General features: G+C 64.3%; 18 protein-coding genes. 7 read left to right on the forward strand and 11 right to left on the reverse strand.

Translation table 11 applies throughout. The features are described 5' to 3' along the window. The first annotated feature begins 11 nt into the window (after positions 1–11). Positions 12–1,400 (forward strand): helix-turn-helix domain-containing protein, encoded by a 1,389-nt coding sequence (locus AC4HIX_RS07895; protein ID WP_490398568.1) that lies wholly within the window; start codon positions 12–14, stop codon positions 1,398–1,400. Between the two features lie 44 nt (positions 1,401–1,444). Continuing rightward, positions 1,445–2,272 carry a patatin-like phospholipase family protein gene (locus tag AC4HIX_RS07900; RefSeq protein ID WP_490398569.1) on the forward strand — a complete coding sequence of 276 codons (828 nt, stop codon included), beginning with the start codon at positions 1,445–1,447 and terminating at the stop codon, positions 2,270–2,272. Between the two features lie 78 nt (positions 2,273–2,350). On the opposite strand, the gene AC4HIX_RS07905 is transcribed toward AC4HIX_RS07900, so the two are convergent. Beyond that, positions 2,351–2,611 (reverse strand): hypothetical protein, encoded by a 261-nt coding sequence (locus tag AC4HIX_RS07905; RefSeq protein ID WP_490398570.1) that lies wholly within the window; start codon positions 2,609–2,611, stop codon positions 2,351–2,353. A gap of 549 nt (positions 2,612–3,160) precedes the next feature. Between AC4HIX_RS07905 and AC4HIX_RS07910 the strand changes: the two genes are divergently transcribed. Next, the gene (locus AC4HIX_RS07910; protein ID WP_490398571.1) at positions 3,161–3,640 is read left to right on the forward strand and encodes a DUF1579 domain-containing protein; all 480 of its coding nucleotides are present in this window, start codon (positions 3,161–3,163) and stop codon (positions 3,638–3,640) included. 87 nt (positions 3,641–3,727) lie between these two features. On the opposite strand, the gene AC4HIX_RS07915 is transcribed toward AC4HIX_RS07910, so the two are convergent. The 5 genes from AC4HIX_RS07915 to AC4HIX_RS07935 form a co-directional block, all read right to left on the reverse strand. Then, complete coding sequence (locus AC4HIX_RS07915; RefSeq protein WP_475051005.1) at positions 3,728–3,967, reverse strand: HP1242/YdcH family protein; 240 nt, start codon at positions 3,965–3,967, stop codon at positions 3,728–3,730. Positions 3,968–4,141: 174 nt separating this feature from the next. Next, positions 4,142–5,797 (reverse strand): choline dehydrogenase, encoded by a 1,656-nt coding sequence (betA, locus tag AC4HIX_RS07920; RefSeq protein ID WP_490398572.1) that lies wholly within the window; start codon positions 5,795–5,797, stop codon positions 4,142–4,144. Positions 5,798–5,963: 166 nt separating this feature from the next. Then, the gene (betB, locus tag AC4HIX_RS07925) at positions 5,964–7,421 is read right to left on the reverse strand and encodes a betaine-aldehyde dehydrogenase (protein ID WP_490398573.1); all 1,458 of its coding nucleotides are present in this window, start codon (positions 7,419–7,421) and stop codon (positions 5,964–5,966) included. Positions 7,422–7,477: 56 nt separating this feature from the next. Then, positions 7,478–8,986 (reverse strand): choline-sulfatase, encoded by a 1,509-nt coding sequence (betC, locus tag AC4HIX_RS07930; protein WP_490398574.1) that lies wholly within the window; start codon positions 8,984–8,986, stop codon positions 7,478–7,480. 126 nt (positions 8,987–9,112) lie between these two features. Further along, the gene (locus tag AC4HIX_RS07935) at positions 9,113–10,321 is read right to left on the reverse strand and encodes a BCCT family transporter (RefSeq protein WP_490398575.1); all 1,209 of its coding nucleotides are present in this window, start codon (positions 10,319–10,321) and stop codon (positions 9,113–9,115) included. 159 nt (positions 10,322–10,480) lie between these two features. Here AC4HIX_RS07935 and betI point away from each other — a divergent pair, with 159 nt between their 5' ends. Next, a complete protein-coding gene (gene betI, locus AC4HIX_RS07940; protein ID WP_490398576.1) occupies positions 10,481–11,056 on the forward strand; it encodes a choline-binding transcriptional repressor BetI in 576 nt (191 codons plus the stop codon). Positions 11,057–11,066: 10 nt separating this feature from the next. On the opposite strand, the gene AC4HIX_RS07945 is transcribed toward betI, so the two are convergent. The 4 genes from AC4HIX_RS07945 to AC4HIX_RS07960 all read right to left on the reverse strand — a co-directional run bounded on the left by AC4HIX_RS07945 (position 11,067) and on the right by AC4HIX_RS07960 (position 14,771). Further along, the gene (locus AC4HIX_RS07945; RefSeq protein WP_490398577.1) at positions 11,067–12,071 is read right to left on the reverse strand and encodes a DUF1036 domain-containing protein; all 1,005 of its coding nucleotides are present in this window, start codon (positions 12,069–12,071) and stop codon (positions 11,067–11,069) included. 66 nt (positions 12,072–12,137) lie between these two features. Further along, a complete protein-coding gene (locus AC4HIX_RS07950) occupies positions 12,138–13,058 on the reverse strand; it encodes a DMT family transporter (RefSeq protein WP_490398578.1) in 921 nt (306 codons plus the stop codon). Between the two features lie 93 nt (positions 13,059–13,151). Beyond that, positions 13,152–14,084, reverse strand: a complete 933-nt coding sequence (locus tag AC4HIX_RS07955) for a pirin family protein (protein WP_490398579.1) — start codon at positions 14,082–14,084, stop codon at positions 13,152–13,154. 84 nt (positions 14,085–14,168) lie between these two features. Continuing rightward, a complete protein-coding gene (locus AC4HIX_RS07960; RefSeq protein WP_490398580.1) occupies positions 14,169–14,771 on the reverse strand; it encodes a LysE/ArgO family amino acid transporter in 603 nt (200 codons plus the stop codon). Between the two features lie 90 nt (positions 14,772–14,861). Between AC4HIX_RS07960 and AC4HIX_RS07965 the strand changes: the two genes are divergently transcribed. From AC4HIX_RS07965 to AC4HIX_RS07975, 3 genes are all read left to right on the forward strand, one after another. Then, on the forward strand, positions 14,862–15,746 hold the full coding sequence (locus AC4HIX_RS07965) for a LysR family transcriptional regulator ArgP (RefSeq protein WP_490398581.1): 885 nt from the start codon (positions 14,862–14,864) through the stop codon (positions 15,744–15,746). A gap of 17 nt (positions 15,747–15,763) precedes the next feature. Next, entirely contained in the window at positions 15,764–16,456 is a 693-nt protein-coding gene (locus AC4HIX_RS07970) for a nitroreductase family protein (RefSeq protein WP_490398582.1), read from the forward strand. An 85-nt stretch (positions 16,457–16,541) separates the two neighbouring features. Then, positions 16,542–17,390, forward strand: coding sequence for a COG3904 family protein (locus AC4HIX_RS07975; RefSeq protein ID WP_490398583.1), 849 nt, complete (start codon positions 16,542–16,544; stop codon positions 17,388–17,390). A gap of 136 nt (positions 17,391–17,526) precedes the next feature. On the opposite strand, the gene AC4HIX_RS07980 is transcribed toward AC4HIX_RS07975, so the two are convergent. After that, entirely contained in the window at positions 17,527–18,267 is a 741-nt protein-coding gene (locus AC4HIX_RS07980) for a YebC/PmpR family DNA-binding transcriptional regulator (protein WP_475050981.1), read from the reverse strand. Between the last annotated feature and the right edge of the window lie 52 nt (positions 18,268–18,319).

Raw genomic sequence — 18,319 nt, forward strand, 5'->3', positions numbered from 1 at the left:
AGGCACGCCCCATGGCCACCCAGAAACTTTACGCCGGCGCCAAGCTGCGCGAGATGCGGCAGCGGCTGGAGCTGACGCAGAAGGATTTCGCCGCCAAGCTGGGGGTTTCCCTGCCCTACCTGAACCAGATGGAGAACAACAACCGCCCGGTGTCGACCACGGTGGTGCTGGCGCTGGCGCAGGAATTCGGCATGGATGTGACCGAGCTGAGCGCCGGCGACAGCGAACGCCTGGTCAGCGACATGCGCGAGGCGATGGCGGATCCGGTGTTTGCCGATGATGCGCCGCCCTTGGCGGATCTGCGGCTGACGGCGTCGAACGCGCCGGCGCTGGCGCGGGCGTTTCTGACTCTGCACCAGGCCTACCGGCAGACCCACGAACGCCTTGCCTCATTGGATGAGGCGCTGGGGCGGGAGGATGCGCGTATCCAGGCCAGCCCTTGGGAAGAGGTGCGGGACTTCTTCCACTATTGCGACAACTACATCGACGCGGTCGACCGCGCGGCAGAGCATTTTGCCGCCACCAGCGACATCCGCGCGGCCGCAGTGGCAGAGCTGGAGCGCGGCGGTGTTACCGTGAAGCAGACCGAGATGGAGGGGCTGCGCCACTATGATGCAGAGGCGGGCGTGCTGCACCTGTCCAACCGCTCCGCCCCGCAGACGCAGTTGTTCCAGATGCTGTTGCAAGTGGCCCTGCTGCGGCAGAACCAGCTGCTGGAAGCGACGCTGGATTTTGCAAAGTTCCAGAGCGAAGAGGCCCGCGCCATCGCCAAGATCGGCCTGGCCAACTACTTTGCCGGGGCCGCGCTGATGCCCTACACGCGATTTCTGGAGGCGGCGCAGGCCTGCCGGCACGACCTGGAGCTGCTGGCGATCCGTTTCGGCGCCTCGATCGAGCAGATCGCGCACAGGCTTTCGACCATGCAGCGGCCGGGTGCCAAGGGGGTGCCGTTCTTTTTCGTGCGCGTCGATCAGGCGGGCACCATTACCAAGCGCCACTCGGCCACGCGGCTGCAGTTTGCCCGTTTCGGCGGCGCCTGCCCGCTGTGGAACGTGCACCGGGCGTTTGAGACCCCGGGCCGGTTCCTGCGTCAGCTGGCGGAGACACCGGACGGGGTACGCTACATCTCGCTGGCGCGGGATGTGTCCAAGCCCGGCGGCTCCTTCGGCGCGCCGGTCAGGAGGTATGCGATTGCGCTGGGGTGCGAGGTGCGCCACGCGGACGCGCTGGTCTATGCCGACGGGCTGGATGTGAGCCAGGACAGCGCCTATGAGCCGATCGGGATTTCCTGCCGCATCTGCGAGCGCAAGGACTGCCATCAGCGCTCTGTCCCGCCGCTGGAGCGGCGGCTGACCATCAACACCGATCAGCGCGGCGTGCTGCCCTATGAGGTGAGCTGAGGCTGCGGCTGGCCTGCGTGCGCTGCGCGTCCTAGGTTAGGGTCATGGCGGATTTCGAACAACTGGTCCTGTCCGGCGGCGGCTGCCGCTGTTTCTGGCAGGGCGGCTTTCTGCATGTGGTGCAGGATGAACTGCCGCTGAGCCCTGCCAGGGTGACGGGGGTGTCCGGCGGCGCGCTGACGCTGGCGGGGTTCCTTGCGGGCCGTGGCGAGCGGGTGCTGGCGGAGATGAAGGACGCCTTCCGGAAAACCGTCAGCAACATCAACTGGCACCAGCCCGGCGAGGGCGGGCTGACGCCGCATCAGCAGGTCTATGAGGACGTGGTCACCCGGTCGCTGGACGGCGATGCCATGGCGCTGGTGGCTGCCGGGCCCCAAGCGCAGATCCTGATCGGCCACCCGCCCTCCGACCGCTGGGCGCGGCTGACCGGCAGCCTGGCGACGATGGCCTATGAGGCGGAGCTGCACCTGGTTGGCTCGCCGCATTTCAACTGGGCGGAGCGGTTTGGCGTGACCTCCAGCCTGGTGGACGCAAATGCGGCGGCGCGGGAGGGCCGGCTGGCCGATCTGGTGCGGTTCGCCGCCACCATCCCGCCGGTGTTCGAGCCGCCGCGCTGGAACGGGCGGGCGGTGATCGACGGCGGCATGGCCGATCAGGCGCCGATGCCGGAACCGGACAAGGGGCGCACGCTGGTTCTGCTGACGCGCCCCTACAAGCGGCTGCCGGACGTCGCCGGGCGGCTGTACGTCTGGCCTGAGGGCGAGGTGCCCGCGGACAAGATTGATTTTACCGATCCGGAGAAGATCCAGGCGACCTGGGATGCGGGGCTTGCGGCAGGTGAAGCGTTTCTTCGGAAGGCCGCGGCGGAGTAAGGCCTGCGGCGGCTGCGCTGCACTGTGCCGCCTTCAGCGGTGAGCTGCGGCAGGCCTACGGAAATCCGGGCGGGATTGTCAGCCGCGCAAGCGGTCCAGCAGGCGGACCAGCAGGGCGCGTTCCGCCTGAACGGCAGCTGCCGGCGGCTGTTTGGGTTGATCCTGTGGGGCTGGCTGCCAATGGCGCAAACGGCGCGGCGCAGGCTTCTCTTCCTCAGTACGCACTGCCGTGTCTTCCCGGATCACACTTCGGACCGCCGCAAGGATTTCCGCGTCGGAAACCTCGGCTGGTGTCCCTTCGATCTCCTGCCAAAGGCCCGGCTGATAGATGTGTCCCATACGGTTGCTCCCCCGCACACTGCTGCGCAGCAGCCGGTCTAAGGCCAAACCTGAGCTGCAGGCTATACGTAGCGCGTCCGGTCATAATTTTGACGAATTTGCCTTAAATTTACCAAAATTGCCTCATCTGGCGGAGGGTTCTGTCAACATTGGCTGGATGGTGCAGCATTGTTTCCCATTCGAGTTCAAACCGACCGCAGCGAATCGCATGGCAACTTTGGCTGTAAAAAAGTTCCGTCGGGCGCCCGTTTCTCAGGATGCTTCTATTCAGCCGCATGCTGCGGACCGGAGCCCCGGATCCCGCCCTTCGGCACGGCGCGGTGTTTGCGGCACCCTGTTTCGCTTTGCCCGCTGCCCGGCACAGCCTTGATCTCGGACCCGGACTGAAGAAATCACGAGGGAATTCAAAAGCTGACAATATGAAGAGAAGGGGAAATCACCCCCTCAATTTGCCAAGGCACGACACAGCGAGGCATCATCCTTGACTTCGCGGTCAACCAAGAACAAAGCAGGAACACGTAAAGTTTACAAGCCGCAAGGGGACAGCCTATGGAAGAGAAACTCAGCATATCCCGGGATTTCGATTTTGAGATCGGCCGATGGAATGTGCGCCACCGCAGGCTGAAAGAGCGCCTGGCTGGCTGCGATGAATGGGAAGAGTTCCCAGGCACCTCGGAAACCCTGCATGTGCTGGGCGGGAATGGTAATGTCGAAGACAATCTTCTCAAATTTCCTGGCGGGGCCTACCGGGCAATCGCTCTGCGGTCTTTTGATACGGCCAGCCAGACCTGGGCCATATGGTGGCTGTCGGCCAACGACCCGCATCAGCTGGACGTGCCAGTGATCGGCAAGTTCAAGGACGGTACCGGCTCTTTCTTTGCAGAAGATACCCTGCGGGGTGCCCCCGTGGCGGTCAGGTTTCTATGGCTGCACACCCGAACTGAGACCCCCCGCTGGGAACAGGCCATGTCGCAGGACGGCGGCAAGACCTGGGAAACGAATTGGACCATGGATTTCACGCGCGCGTGATGCGCGCCGCGGACCGCGCCGTGCCCTAGTAACTGAAAAGGAGCGCCACCGGCGCTCCTTCCCCTTTGCTGGACTGTGGTCCGGGCCTTATGCCTTGGACAGGATCCCCCAGATCTCATCCTTCAGAGCGGCACGCTGCTTGCGCAGATCGGTTTCGGCTTGTTCGCTCACCGGCTCCACGTTGGTTTCCGCCCGGTGCACAGCCCGGTTCACTTCGTGATACTCATCCGACAGCTTGGCAAAATGCGCATCCGACTGCTTCAGCTGGCTCATCAGCGCAGCCTTTTCCGGGAATTCCTCGGACAGCTCATGGGGAGTATGGGACACCTGTTCGCTCCTTCTTCCTAGGGTCGGATGCAGAATATGCCCGGCCCCGCCCCGCCACTTTGACGCGGATCAAAAGATGTGCGCGGCGCGCTGATTTTCAGAAAGAATTTTGCGGAAAGTAAGCCGCCCGCACAAAGGGGAGGTGGCGGGCGGCTTGCTGGCAGCGCAACAGGATCAGCGTTGCGCTTCGCGCCAGTTCGGGTTGAACCACGGCTCTGCGTTGGAGGACGGCAGGCGGCGGCCCAGGATGTGGTCGGAAGCCTTCTCGCCGGTCATGATCGAGGGGCCGTTGAGATTGCCGTTGGTGATCCGCGGGAAGATCGAGCTGTCGGCAACGCGCAGGCCGTCGACACCGATGACGCGGCATTCCGGATCGACCACCGACATCGGATCCTCCGCCGCACCCATCTTGCAGGTGCCGCAGGGGTGATAGGCGCTTTCCACATGCTCGCGCAGGAAGCCGTCGATCTCGTCGTCGGTCTGCAGGTCGGCACCCGGCTGGATCTCGTGCTTGAGGAACGGCTTCATCGCGTCCTGGGCAAAGATCTCCCGCGTGAGGCGCACGCATTTGCGGAAGTCGACCCAGTCCTGTTCGGTCGACATGTAGTTGAACAGGATGTTCGGCGCGTCCTTGGGGTCGCTGGAGGCCAGCGTCACCTCGCCGCGCGAGGGCGAGCGCATCGGGCCGACGTGGGCCTGGAAGCCATGGCCCTCTGCCGCCGCCTGGCCGTCGTAGCGGACCGCGATCGGCAGGAAGTGGTACTGGATGTCCGGGTAGTCCACACCTTTATCGGAGCGGATGAAGGCGGCGCTTTCGAACTGGTTGGAGGCGCCCAGGCCGGTCTTGGTGAACATCCACTGGGCACCGACCAGGCCTTTGCCGAACAGGTTCCAGTATTTGAACAGGGTGATCGGCTGCTTGCAGGCGAACTGGAAGTAGAATTCCAGGTGGTCCTGCAGGTTCTGGCCGACGCCGGGACGGTCGGCGACCACGTCGATGCCATGCTCGGCCAGGTGCTTGGCCGGGCCGATGCCGGAGAGCATCAGCATCTTGGGGGAGTTCAACGAGGACGCGGCCAGGATCACCTCGGCATTTGCACGGATCACCTCGACCTTGCCGCCGCGCTCGATCTCGACGCCGGTGGCGCGGCCGTCCTCGATCACCACCTTGCGGGCGAAGGCGCGGATCAGGTCGCAGTTTTCACGCTTGAGCGCGGGCTTCAGGTAGGCGTTGGCGGCGGACCAGCGGCGGCCCTTGTAGACCGTCATCTCCATCGGGCCGAAGCCTTCCTGCTGCTCGCCGTTGTAGTCGGAGGTGACCGGGTAGCCGGCCTGCTCGCCCGCCTTGACGAAGGCGTCATGCAGCGGGTTGTCGCGGGGGCCGCGGGTCACGTGCAGCGGGCCGTCCTTGCCGCGCCAGTCCGGGTCGCCGCCATGGCCGCGGTCGTTCCAGGTTTCCATGCGCTTGAAGTAGGGCAGCACGTCGGCATAGGACCAGCCTGCGGCGCCGCTTTCGGCCCAATGGTTATAGTCACCTGCGTGGCCGCGCACATAGACCATGCCGTTGATCGAGGAGGAGCCGCCGATCACCTTGCCGCGCGGGCAGACCAGTTCGCGGCCGCCCAGATGCGGCTCGGGCTGGGATTTGTAGCCCCAGTCATAGAGCGGCATGTTCATCGGGTAGCTGAGCGCGCCCGGCATCTGGATAAACGGCCCGGCATCGGTGCCGCCGTGTTCAATCACCAGGACCTTCTTGCCGGCCTCGCTGAGCCGGTAGGCCATGGCACAGCCGGCTGATCCGGCCCCGACAATCACATAATCCGCGTTCATCGCTTCTCTCCATCGCTGAGACCGGTGGCGCCATGCCTGCCCGGCTCTGCCTTGCTTTGCCTTCGGGCTGCCCGCCTGGGCAGGCAGCTCCGGGTAGTCTGCCGCCCTGCCCTGATTGCCCTTTGGGCTGGCGGGGCGGGCGGTCGGGCGTCAGCCCAAAGGGCAATCAGAATGCCGCTTGGACGTCGCCCATGCGGACGTAGACGGACTTCACCTGGCTGAAGTGTTTGATCGCCTCTTTCGAGTTCTCGCGGCCAACGCCGGATGCCTTCACCCCGCCGAACGGCGCCTCGACCGGCGCGTCGTTGTAGGAGTTGATGAAGCAGCTGCCCGCTTCCAGCTGGCCGATCACCCGGTGGGCGCGGCTGAAGTCGTTGGTGAAGACGCCGGCGGACAGGCCGAATTCGGTGTCATTGGCGCGGGCGATCACCTCTTCCTCGGTGTCGAAGTCGAGGACGGACATCACCGGGCCGAAGATTTCCTCGCGCGCGATGGTCATGCTGTCGGTCACGTCGGCGAACACGGTGGGTTCAACGAAAAAGCCGTCCTTGTCCGCGCGCTTGCCGCCGCAGATCAGGCGGGCGCCCTCTTCCTTGCCTTTCTCGATGTAGCCCAGCACGATGTTCATCTGGTTCTCGGACACCATCGGGCCAAAGCTGGTAGCTTCGTCCATCGGGTCGCCGATGATGGCGTTGCCGGTGCGCTCGGCCAGGCGGGCCAGGAATTTCTCCTTGATGCCTTTCTGAACGAACACGCGGGTGCCGTTCGAACACACCTGGCCGGAGGAGTAGAAGTTGCCGTTGATGGCGCCGCCGACAGCGTTTTCCACATCGGCGTCGTCAAAGATGATCAGCGGCGACTTGCCGCCAAGTTCCATGGTGACGTGCTTCATGCCCTCGGCGGCGGCGGCATAGACCTTCTTGCCGGTCGGCACCGAGCCGGTCAGTGAAACCTTGTCAACGCGCGGGTCGGTGACCAGCGCGCCGCCGACCTCACCCATGCCCTGGATGACGTTGTAAATGCCAGCGGGGGCGCCGGCCTCGATCAGGATTTCGGCAACTTTCAGGGCGCAGAGCGGTGTGGTCTCGGAGGGTTTGAACACCATCGAGTTGCCGCAGGCCAAGGCAGGCGCGCCTTTCCAGCAAGCGATCTGGGTCGGGTAGTTCCAGGCGCCAATGCCGACGCACAGGCCCAGCGCCTCGCGCTTGGTATAAACCCAGTCCTCGCCCAGCGGGATATGCTCTCCGGTCAGCGAAGCCGCCAGGCCGCCGAAGTATTCCAGCGCGTCAGCGCCGGAAGTGGCGTCGGCGACCAGGGTTTCCTGCAGCGGTTTGCCGGTGTCGTAGGTTTCCAGCACCGACAGTTCGTGGTTGCGCTCGCGCATGATGTCGGCGGCGCGGCGCAGGATGCGGCCGCGCTCGGTGCCGGTCATCTTGGCCCATGCCTTTTGCGCTTCCTTGGCGGTGGACAGCGCCTGCTCCACAATGGCCGGGGTGGCGGCGTAGACGGTGGCGATCTGCTCGCCCGTCGCGGCGTAGATCACCGGGATCGGGGTGCCTGCGGTGTCTTCGACGTATTCGCCGTTGATGAAGTGGCTGGCCTTGGGCTGTGCGGGATGTGTCATGTTGTGTGTCTCCAGCGGGGGTCTTCAGCAGGGGAGATGCTGAACGGTTGCTAAGGTTATTCGCCGCGGGGAAAGCGTTTGCTTTCCTCGAGGTTGTCGAGATTCATGTGGTTGCGCATGTAGCGCTCTGAGGCCTTTTGCAGCGGCTGATAATCCCAGGGGTAATAGCCGCCCTGGCGCAGGGCCTCGTAGACGACCCAGCGCCGGGCCTGGCTGGCGCGGACCTCTGCGTCGAAGGTTTCCAGGTTCCAGCGGGCCTCAGATTTGGCGCGCAAGGTTTGCAGGGTGCCGGCATGGGCCGGGTCCTCTGCCAGGTTGGTGAGTTCGTGCGGGTCGGCCTCCAGGTCGAACAGCTGATCGGGGTCCAGCGCGCAGCGGTTGTACTTCCACTTGCCATAGCGCAGCGACACCAGCGGCGCATAAGACGCCTCCGCCGCGTATTCCACGGCGACCGGTTCGGTGCGTTCCGTTCCGTTGGCCAGCGGCACCAGGTTCTGGCCGTCGGTCCAGGGTTCGATTTCAGCCATATCGACACCGGCCAGCGCGCCCAGTGTCGGGGTCACGTCCAGGGTGGACACAGGCGTTTCAATGAGGCCGGCGGGCAGATCAGGCGACGAGATCATCAGCGGCACGCGGGAGGAGCCCTCGTAGAAGCTCATCTTGAACCAGAGGCCCCGCTCGCCCAGCATGTCGCCGTGGTCGGACACGAACAGGATGATCGCCTCCTGCCGGGTGGTTTCCAAGACGTTCAGGATCTCGCCGATCTTGTCATCCAGATAGGAGATATTGGCGAAATAGGCGCGGCGGGAGCGTTTGATGTTTTCTTCGGTGATGTCGAAGCTGCGCCAGTCGTTGGCGTCAAAGATCCGCTTGGCGTGGGGGTCGTGGTCCTCGTAGTCCATGGCGGGGACTTCGGGCAGCAGGTGCTCGCAGTCCTCGTAGAGATCCCAGTACTTGCGGCGCGCCACATAGGGGTCGTGCGGATGGGTGAAGGAGACGGTGACGCACCAAGGGCGGTCGTCCAGGCCGCGCGAAAGCTCATAAAGCTTGGCGGTGGCGTTGTAGGCGACCTCGTCGTCGTATTCCATCTGGTTGGAGGTTTCCGCCACCCCTGCCCCGGTGACGGAGCCCATGTTGTGGTACCACCAGTCGATCCGCTCACCCGGCTTGCGGTAATCCGGGGTCCAGCCGAAATCGGCCGGGTAGATGTCGGTGGTCAGCCGGTCCTCGAACCCGTGCAGCTGGTCGGGGCCGACAAAGTGCATCTTGCCCGAGAGGCAGGTGTAGTAGCCCGCGCGGCGCAGGTGGTGGGCGTAGGTGGGGATGTCGCTGCGGAATTCCGCTGCGTTGTCATAGACGCCGGTGCGCGAGGGCAGCTGGCCGGACATGAAAGACGCCCGGCCCGGCGCGCAGAGCGGCGACGCGGTGTAGGCGTTTTTGAAGCGGGTCGAGCGTTCCGCCAGTTTCTTCAGGTTCGGAGCATGCAGCCACTCGGCGGGGCCGTCCGGGAAAAGCGTCCCATTCAACTGGTCAACCATCAGTATCAGGATATTCGGGGCACTCATCGCGGACCTCCCAAGTATTGGCGATGTTTCTTCGAAAGGCGCCCGGCAGGCCCGAAGGCGCTGCCAGGCAGTTGGAGGCTGGTCCCCTCATTCGGGGAAACTTGGGGGCCAGCCGGGAGACCGCCCTTAGTGGGCTGTCTTGATCTTCTCGAAGTCGAGCACGTTTTCCTCGGGCGAGGCGTCGATGCTCATCACTTCGCTGCGCTTGGCGATCATGATGTAGGCCAGGCAGGCCACATAGATGCCGATCACGATGGTGCCGATCCACTGGATCTGCAGCCACTGGCTCTGGAAGGCCAGGGTCAGGCCGAAGAGCACGACCGCGTTGCCGAGCACGTAAGGGATAGTGCCGAAACGCTTGGCCGTCAGGTTCAGGTTGTCGGTATACAGGCGGATCAGCGAGTCGAAGGAGTTGACCACGAAGATGATGCCCACCGCGACCATGGAGACGTTGATCAGCAGCGTCGTCTCAATGCTGTTCAGGTGATAGTAGTACAGCACCGAGAACCACACACCCAGCGGGATCGACGGGAAGATCAGCAGAGCTGCCAGAACCTGCCAGGTCTTGAGGCCGCCGACAAAGCGCGAAGTGAACTGGCCGATCATGATCGACCATGCGAACCACCAGAACAGGTAGAACTCATGATAGTCGGTGAGCGGCAGGATGAACTTGTGGATGTTCGCGAAGTAGCCGCCGATGTTGGAAGCGGTGTCGGCAAAGGCGCCCAGGCCCATGCCGGCATAGGCCCACATGCCCAGGATCAGCGCCATGAACAGCACGGTGGAGCCGACCGACAGGATACGCACGTACTTGATGTCGGTGGAGGAGAAAGCGGCAAACAGGATCACCAGGAAGGTGATGACATAGAAGGCCGGGATCACCGTCTCGCCGTCGCCCATGAAGGTGGCGTAATACGGCAGGTAGATCAGGAACAGCGCGCCGGTGAAGGCGCAGGTGCCGATGATCACGATGTTGTTGATCCACTTCACCAGCGGGATCTCGAAAAACTTCACCCGCGGTTCGATGACGCAGAAATAGAAGGTGGTCAGGAAGTAGAAGCCCCAGATCAGGAAGCCCCAGAAGCCGAATTCCAGCGCCAGCGGGTTGGTGAAGGCATAGGCCGGTTCCGCCGCGGTGTCCGCATAAAGCGGGAAGTCCCAGGCCAGCGGGAACATGATCAGGCCCACGTCCAGGCCGGAGGTGAACAGGATTGCGATGAAGGTGAAAAGGTGAACGGGGGTCACGCCGACGTTGCGGACGTTCCACCACTTGATCACGCAGAACGCCACCAGCGCAAAGGCCAGCAGAATCCCGAATGAGATTATGTAGGTCATATGTCCCTCCCATTTCCGGGCGGTATCCGCCCCTAGACATGGATCGGGTACATAACACAGCCGGCTGACCGGCCAAATGGTTTTTTGAATGGCCGTTCAAGATTTCATTTCGCGCGAACAACAGTTGAAACAGCGCCCCAATTGCCGCACAACTTTGTCATGAGCAGGAAACGCATCCGGGACATCCGCAACGAAGAGCTGATCGAAGCGACCATCGTCGCCGTGCACAAGCGCGGTTACGGCGTTGTAACCATGGCGGAAATCGCGCGGGAGGCCGGGGCCTCGGCAGCCTCGATCAACTACTATTTCGGCTCCAAGGAAGGGCTGATGGAAGCCACAATGCTGCATCTTCTAGGCAAGCTGAGGCGCGCGATGAGCGAGGGTTACGCCACTGCGCGCACGCCAAGAGAGCGGCTGTATGCGGTGATGGATGCGAACTTTGCCGACGATTTGTTCACCGTCCCGCAGTGCAGCATCTGGATGCAGTTCTGGGCAAACGCACCTTATTCGCCGCGCCTCAGCCGCCTGCACCGAATCAATCGGGCCCGGGTGCGCAGCCATTTCCTGGCCGAGCTGCGGGCGCTGCTGCCGGCAGGGCAGGTCGAGACCGCGCGCCAGGCGCTGCAATGCTACATGGACGGTGTCTGGCTGCAGGCTGCGCAGTCCGAAGAGCCGCTGGAACCGGAGGGCGCGCGCGCCGCGGCGCACCGGGTGGTGGATCTGGTGATCCCCTGACCGGCCTCCCCTAGCCTTCCGGCAGGCGGCGGTAGACCAGCCGGTTGCCGCGCGGCAGATAGATCAGGGTCAGTTCGCCGCTGCTCAGCGACTTGATCTGATAGCACAGGCTGGTGCCGCCTTCGCTGTCGCGGGCCATCAGGAAATCGGCGGTAAAGTCCACACCATCGCAGCTGTCCTGAACCGCGATGAATTCCGGCGCCATTGCGCTGCCCATATAGCTGACTTGGCGCACCGCCCCGGAAATGGTGAACCTGTCGCCGGGATCCGCTGCCGAAACCCACTCGCCTTGCAACCGCTGCAGGATCTCGTCATGGCGGGTCGGCGCGCGCAGCTTGGCACTGTGCAGGTCCAGCTCGCCGTAAGCGCCATAGGAACTGATCATCTTGCCCTCAATTGTCAGGGGGGCGCCCTGCTCCAGCCCCATCAGCAGCGCAAAGACGGGGGCAGTTGCCGCCTTCCCGCTCAAGGCCCGTATCTCAACACCTTCCCGGGCAAAGCGGCAAGCCACCGCAGCGCCTTCCACTTGCCGGCTGCACCCCTGCAAGGTCACATCCGCCGTATAGGTCGTCTCCTCAGCTGCGGCGTGCCGCCCGGGCGGTTCTGCTGGCTGCGAGCGGGAGCTGAGCAGGATTTTCTGAGCGCTGTCACTGGTGCGGGCCCGGGCGAACCCCTGCTCAAGAAAACCGCGGGCGGCGCAATCGCCGCTGCCTTCGATCCGGAAAGGGCCGTTCTTGGTGCAGAAGCGGATGCTGTCGTCGCTGAAGGTGTATCCCGCGCTTTCGGCGCGGAAATAGAAAAACCGGCCCTCGTACCCGTCCGGCAGGGGATTGCTGCAGCCGCCCGGCGCCAGAGCGTGCCAGCCCTGGGTCACCCAGCCGCCAGTACCGCGAACTGTCACCGCAAGCTGGTGCACGGCACCGGTATCATTGCAGATACCCGTCCCGGCATTCGCGGCATGCAGATCTGTCAAAGCCGCCAGCAGAAGCGCCGGCAGCCAAAGTAATACCGCCATTTACAGCCCCCGCTGACACCGTTAAGGGCGCGATTTTACGCCGGACATGTAACATCTATAAGACGATCAAAGCCCAGCCGGGTTACCGGAAGGTGTAGCTGCTTTCTTTTTGATCCTGGCTTCACGCCAGGAGATGAAACTGACCGCAGCGAGGATCAGCCCGCCGCCCGAAACCACCCAGATGTCCACCGGCTCGGCAAAAACCAGGGCGCCCAGCAGGGTGGCCCAGACCAGCTGCAGGAAAGTGACCGGCTGGGTCACCGTCACCGGTGCGGCGGCAAAGGCCAGCGTCATGGTGTAATGTCCCGCGGTGGCAAAGCAGGCGACGCCGAACAGAACCGCTATCTCTGCCAGCGTCGGGGTCACCCAGACCGCCAGCGCAAAGGGGGCAAGGCCAAGGGTGACAAAGACCGAGAGCATCGCCACCACCACCGCCGGGCTGTTGCTGCCGACGGTGAACTTGGCAATCAGATAGGAGGCGCCGAAGGACACCGCCGTGAACAGCATGGCGATGTGGCCGGGCGAAACCTCGCGGAAGCCCGGGCGCAGGATGATCAGCGCGCCGATCAAGGCGACGGCAATGGCGGTGATCCGGCGGAACGCCAGCTTTTCGCCCAGGAACAGCGCCGCGCCCAGAGTGACATAGACCGGTGAGAGGTAATTCATCGCCGTGACCTCGGCCAGCGGGATCTGGGTCATCGCGTAGAACCACAGGATCACGCCTGCGGAATGCACCGCGCCGCGGCCCGCATAAAGCCCCCACAGCCGCGGGGTCAGCCGTGCCTTGCGCAAGGCGCCGATCATCGGCAGCAGAAAGACCAGCCCCAGCAGATAGCGCAGAAAGGCGCTTTCGGCGGGCGGGATGCGGCTGCCCAGGTATTTGACCAGCGCCGTCACCGCGACAAAGCACAGACCGGTCACCACCATCCAGAACACCCCTTTGAGCGGGTTGTGGGCGGCGGGTGCGGTTTCTGCGGTCTGGCTCATGAGGTGAGAGAACACCCGTTCGGACGGCGGCACAAGACTTCACATGTGAATTAATTCAGGGCGGGCCGCTTTCCGCCCCGGAACGCTGCGGCGTCACGGCAGCGGGATGAACTCCTGATCATCGCCCGGCGGCAGCTGAAAGCGCCCGTGCTGCCAGTCACCGGCGGCCCAGGATTCCTTCGCCGCCTCGATCCGGTCGCGGGAGGAGTCAACGAAGTTCCACCAGATATAGCGCGGCCCGTTCAGCGTCTCGCCGCCCAGCGCCATCAGCCGGGCGCCCTCGGGGCCCGCGGTCACGGTGATTTCGTCGCCTGGGCGGAACACCATCATACGGCCGGCCTCAAAGGTCTCGCCGGCTATTTCGACCGAGCCCTGGGTCACATAGAGGCCCCGGTCCTCGTGGTCGGAGGGCAATGGCAACTTGGATCCGGCCTGCAGCACCACATCGGCGTAAAAGGTTTCGGAGTGGAGGGTCGCAGGCGCTTTTTCACCCCAGGCAGTACCGAGGATCAGGCGGACGGCCTTTCCCTCCCCTTCGAGAAGCGGCAGCGCCTCTTTGCCGTGGTGCTCGAAGGTCGCGGGCGCATCCTCGTGGCTTTCGGGCAGCGCGATCCAGGTCTGGATGCCAAACAGGCTGCTGGCGCCCTGACGGGTCGCGGCGGAGGTGCGCTCGGAATGGGTGACGCCCTCGCCCGCCACCATCCAGTTCACCTCGCCCGGATAGATCATCTGGTGGGTGCCTAGGGAGTCGCGGTGCTCGAACTCGCCGTCGTAGAGATAGGTGACGGTGCCGAGGCCGATATGCGGGTGCGGGCGCACGTCGATGCCCTGGCCGGTCAGGAATTCCGCAGGCCCGGCCTGATCGAAAAAGATGAAGGGCCCGACCATCTGGCGGCGCGGCGCGGGCAGCGCGCGGCGGACCTCGAAGCCGCCGATGTCGCGGGCGCGCGGGATGATCACCGTTTCGATCGCGTCGAGATCGCCCGCCTCGGGGCATTGCGGTTCCAGTGCCGGGTTCCAGCTCATCCTTCCCTCCTGTCTGCTGTCATGAGGAAAAGGTAGCGCGTTTCTGCACGGGCGTTAGGGGAGCCCGCGCACAGGGGCTGTTCGTCACATCAGCAGGAGCTTGGCGGCAATCGCCCACATGGTGAGGCCGACGATGGCGTCCAGCACCTGCCAGGCGCGCGGGCGGGCAAAGACCGGGGCCAGCAGACTGGCGCCATAGCCCAGCGTGAAGAAGAAGGTGAAGCTGGCGATGGTGGCGCCGGCAGCAAAGACCAGCGGCTGCGGGTACTGGGCAGAGATCGAGCCGAGGAGCACCACCGTGTCGAGGTACACATGCGGGTTCAGCCAGGTGAGCGCCAGAACGGTGGCCAGCACCGGCAACAGCGCGGCACCTGCGCCCTCCTCCGCTGCCTCCAGCGTCTCCCCGCCCTGCCAGGCGGCGCGCAGGGCGCGGGCACCGTACCAGATCAGGAAGGCCGCACCGCCCCAGCGCATCGCCTGTTCGAACCAGGGCAGCGCCAGCGCCAGCGAGCCGAAGCCCAAGACGCCCGCGGTGATCAGCACCGCGTCGGAACCGGCGCAGGTAAGGCAGATCCAGAACACATGCTGGCGCCGCAATCCCTGACGCAGGACAAAGGCGTTTTGGGCGCCGATCGCCATGATCAGGCTGAGGCCAAGGGCAAAGCCGGCAAGCAGGCTGGGGGGCATGAGAGGTCTCCGTTTGTGTGCTGGAGTTTGACTAATGCCCGGCCCGGGATTAATCCAGTTAAAGAGATTTATGTCAGATTAGAGTTGCTAATGCAGATGGATCCCAGCCAGCTGGCAGCGCTGAGCGCGGTGCTGCGCCTTGGCACATTCGAGGCGGCGGCGCATGCCCTGTCCGTGACGCCGTCGGCCGTGTCGCAGCGGATCAAGGCGCTGGAGGATCGCATCGGCACCGCGCTGGTACTGCGCGGGGCGCCTTGCACCGGCACCGCGGCGGGCCTTCGGATTGCCAAACACGCCGAGGATATCGGCCTGCTGGAGGCGCAGCTGGCGCGGGAGCTGGCGCTGGAGGCGGACCACGGGCCGGTGCGGCTGCGGATTGCGGTCAATGCCGACAGCCTGGCGAGCTGGTTTATAGATGCGATGGCCGCGGTGGATGGCGTGCTGTTCGATCTGCTGGTCGATGATCAGGACCACAGCGCGGAGTGGCTGAAACGGGGAGAGGTCTCTGCGGCGGTGACTGCGAGCTCCAAGCCGGTGACCGGGTTCGAGGCCACTCCGCTCGGCACGCTGGACTACGCGGCGACTGCCAGCCCGGACTTCATGGCGCGCTGGTTTCCGGACGGGGTAACTGCGGAGGCCGCTGCAAAAGCGCCCTGCATGATCTTCAATGCAAAGGACAATCTGCAGCGGCTGTGGCTGGAGCGCAATGTGGCGCCCGGGCTGGCACCGCCTGCGCACTTCTTGCCCTCGACCCAGGCGTTCATTGATGCCGCCGCCGCGGGTCTGGGCTGGGGCATGAACCCGCTGGCGATGGTGGAGGCTGACATCCGCTCCGGCCGGCTGGTGCCGCTGATCCCGGACAGCACGCTGCCGGTGCCGCTGACGTGGCAAGTGGCGCGGGTAATGGCGCCTGCCCTTGCCGAGGTGACGCGCGCGGTGCAGAAATCGGCTAGACTGTATCTGACGCAAAGCTGATCCGGAAAGCTGCTCCCATGTTCTCAAAAGACGCCCTGAGTTATGATCCGCTGCCCCTGCCCGACCGGGCAGAGTATTCGGATGCGGAAATGCAGGAAAGGGCGGCAGCCTTCCTGGCCCACATGCGGCGGCGGCACACGGTGCGGGACTATTCGGACCGGCCGGTGCCGCGGGGGGTGATCAAGGACTGCATCCGCGCCGCCGGCACCGCGCCGTCGGGGGCCAATCACCAGCCCTGGTTCTTTGCCGCGGTCTCCAGCCCGGAGCTGAAGGCGCGGATCCGGGCCGAGGCCGAGGAAGAGGAAAAGAAGTTCTATGCTGGCGGCGCGGGCGACGAATGGATCAAGGCGCTGGAGCCGATTGGCACTGACGCCGACAAGCCGCATCTGACTATCGCCCCCTGGCTGATCGTGGTCTTTGCCCAGCGCTGGGGAGAATTCGAGGATGGCACACGATACAAGAACTACTACGTGCCGGAGAGTGTGAATATCGCTACTGGCGTCTTGCTCACGGCGCTGCATACGGCGGGCCTGTGCACGCTGACCCATACGCCAAACCCAATGAAATTCCTGAACGAAGCGCTGGGGCGCCCGGCCTCGGAAAAGCCTGCCATGATCATTGCCGTGGGCCATCCGGCGGCAGAGGCCACTGTTCCGGCCGTTGCCAAACTGAAGAAACCCCTGGAGGAGATCGCCGTATTTGTAGAGTGACACCAGCTGCGGGGGGCCGGAAAATTCAAATTTTCCGGCCAATTTTCTTGCAAGAAAATTGCACCGCACCTGGCCGGCAGTGCGAATGATGCGGGCGCCCGTCTCCCTGCCGCGCAGCCTGGGCTTGCAGGTGGTGCTGCCGCGGGCCTGTCTGGTGCTGGGGTGGCTCGCGCTGAACCAATGGGTCCGTCTGCCGGTGCCGCTGGTATTTGTGCTGATGGCGGCGGACGGGCTGTTTCTGCTGTGGCAGGCCCGGGCGTTCCAGCTGAGCGCCGATGCGCATGTGCGCAGCACCGGGGCGATGATGCCGGTCTGGGGCGGCTTTCTGGTGCTGTTGTTTGCAGGCTTTGCTGCGCTGATCCTGTGGTGGGACGCGCTGCTGATTGCCCGGGCGGTGGAGGAGCCCGCCTATGCCGAGCAGCGGCGGCTGGAGCGCGAGGCCAAATACAGCCTGAGCGTATCCGAAGACGGGCTGGTGCTGGTTTTTGATGGCGAAATCACCCACGGGCTGACCCGGCGGATGGAAGCGGTGCTGGCAAGTGCGACGGACGTGCGCAGGGTGCGGCTGTCGGGCCCTGGCGGGCTGATCTATGAGGCCCGCGGCGCGGCAAAGCTGATCCGGCGGTATCAGCTGGACACCGAGGCCGCTGCGCTTTGCGCCTCTGCCTGCACGCTGATGTTTGCTGCCGGACGCTCCCGCCGCCTGGCAGAGGGCGGGAAGCTGGGATTTCACGGTTATGCGCTGATGTTCGAAGGCGGGCTGCCGCAGGTGGATCTGCTGAAGGAACAGCAGAAGGACCTGGCCTTTTTGCAGCAGCAGGGGATCCGCGCGGAGTTTGCCCGAGACGTTTTCGCCGTCGCCAATGGGGAACTGTGGGTCCCGTCAAGCTCCGAGCTGCGAGCGGCCGGGGTGCTCACCGGGGAGGCGTTCTGAGGGGGCGCCGCCCCCTCGCCCCCCCTGGGCCTCACCCCCGGGATATTTCCAGCCAGATGAAGCGGTTTTGAGCGTCTGCGGCACGAAAAAGACCCGCCGTTTCGGCGGGCCTAAATGGATTGTGGCAAGCAGCGGCTCAGAGCTGCGCCATGACCTCGTCGGTGGCCTCGAAGTTGGTGGTGACGCGCTGCACGTCGTCGTCGTCTTCCAGCGCATCGACCAGCTTCATCAGCTTCTGCATGCCTTCCAGGTCCAGCTCGGTGGTGGTGGTCGGCTTCCAGACCAGCTTGGTCGACTCCGATTCACCCAACTCCGCTTCCAGCGCGTTGGACACATCGTTCAGGTCGCTGTCCGCGCAATAGATGATGTGGCCGTCCTCGGAGCTTTCGACATCCTCGGCACCCGCTTCGATCGCGGCCATCATCACGGTGTCCGCGTCGCCCACGGAGGCCGGATAAGTGACTTCGCCCTTGCGGTCGAACATGAAGCCGACCGAGCCGGTCTCACCCAGGTTGCCGCCGTTCTTGGAGAAGGTGGAACGCACGTTGGAGGCGGTGCGGTTCTTGTTGTCGGTCATCGCTTCGACGATCACCGCAACGCCATTGGGGCCGTAGCCCTCGTAGCGGATTTCGTCATAGTTTTCGGCGTCGCCGCCCACGGCCTTCTTGATCGCGCGCTCGATCACGTCCTTGGGGACGGATTGGCTCTTGGCTTCCTTCACGGCCAGGCGCAGGCGCGGGTTCTTGTCGGGATCGGGGTCGCCCATCTTGGCGGCCACGGTGATCTCCTTGGCCAGCTTGGAAAACAGTTTTGACCGCGCCGCGTCCTGACGACCCTTGCGGTGCTGAATGTTAGCCCATTTTGAATGGCCTGCCATGGTGCATCCTTGCTGCTGAATATCTGAATTGGCGCTCATATAGCCCGTGCCG

The sequence above is a fragment of the Leisingera sp. genome (genome assembly GCF_982940295.1).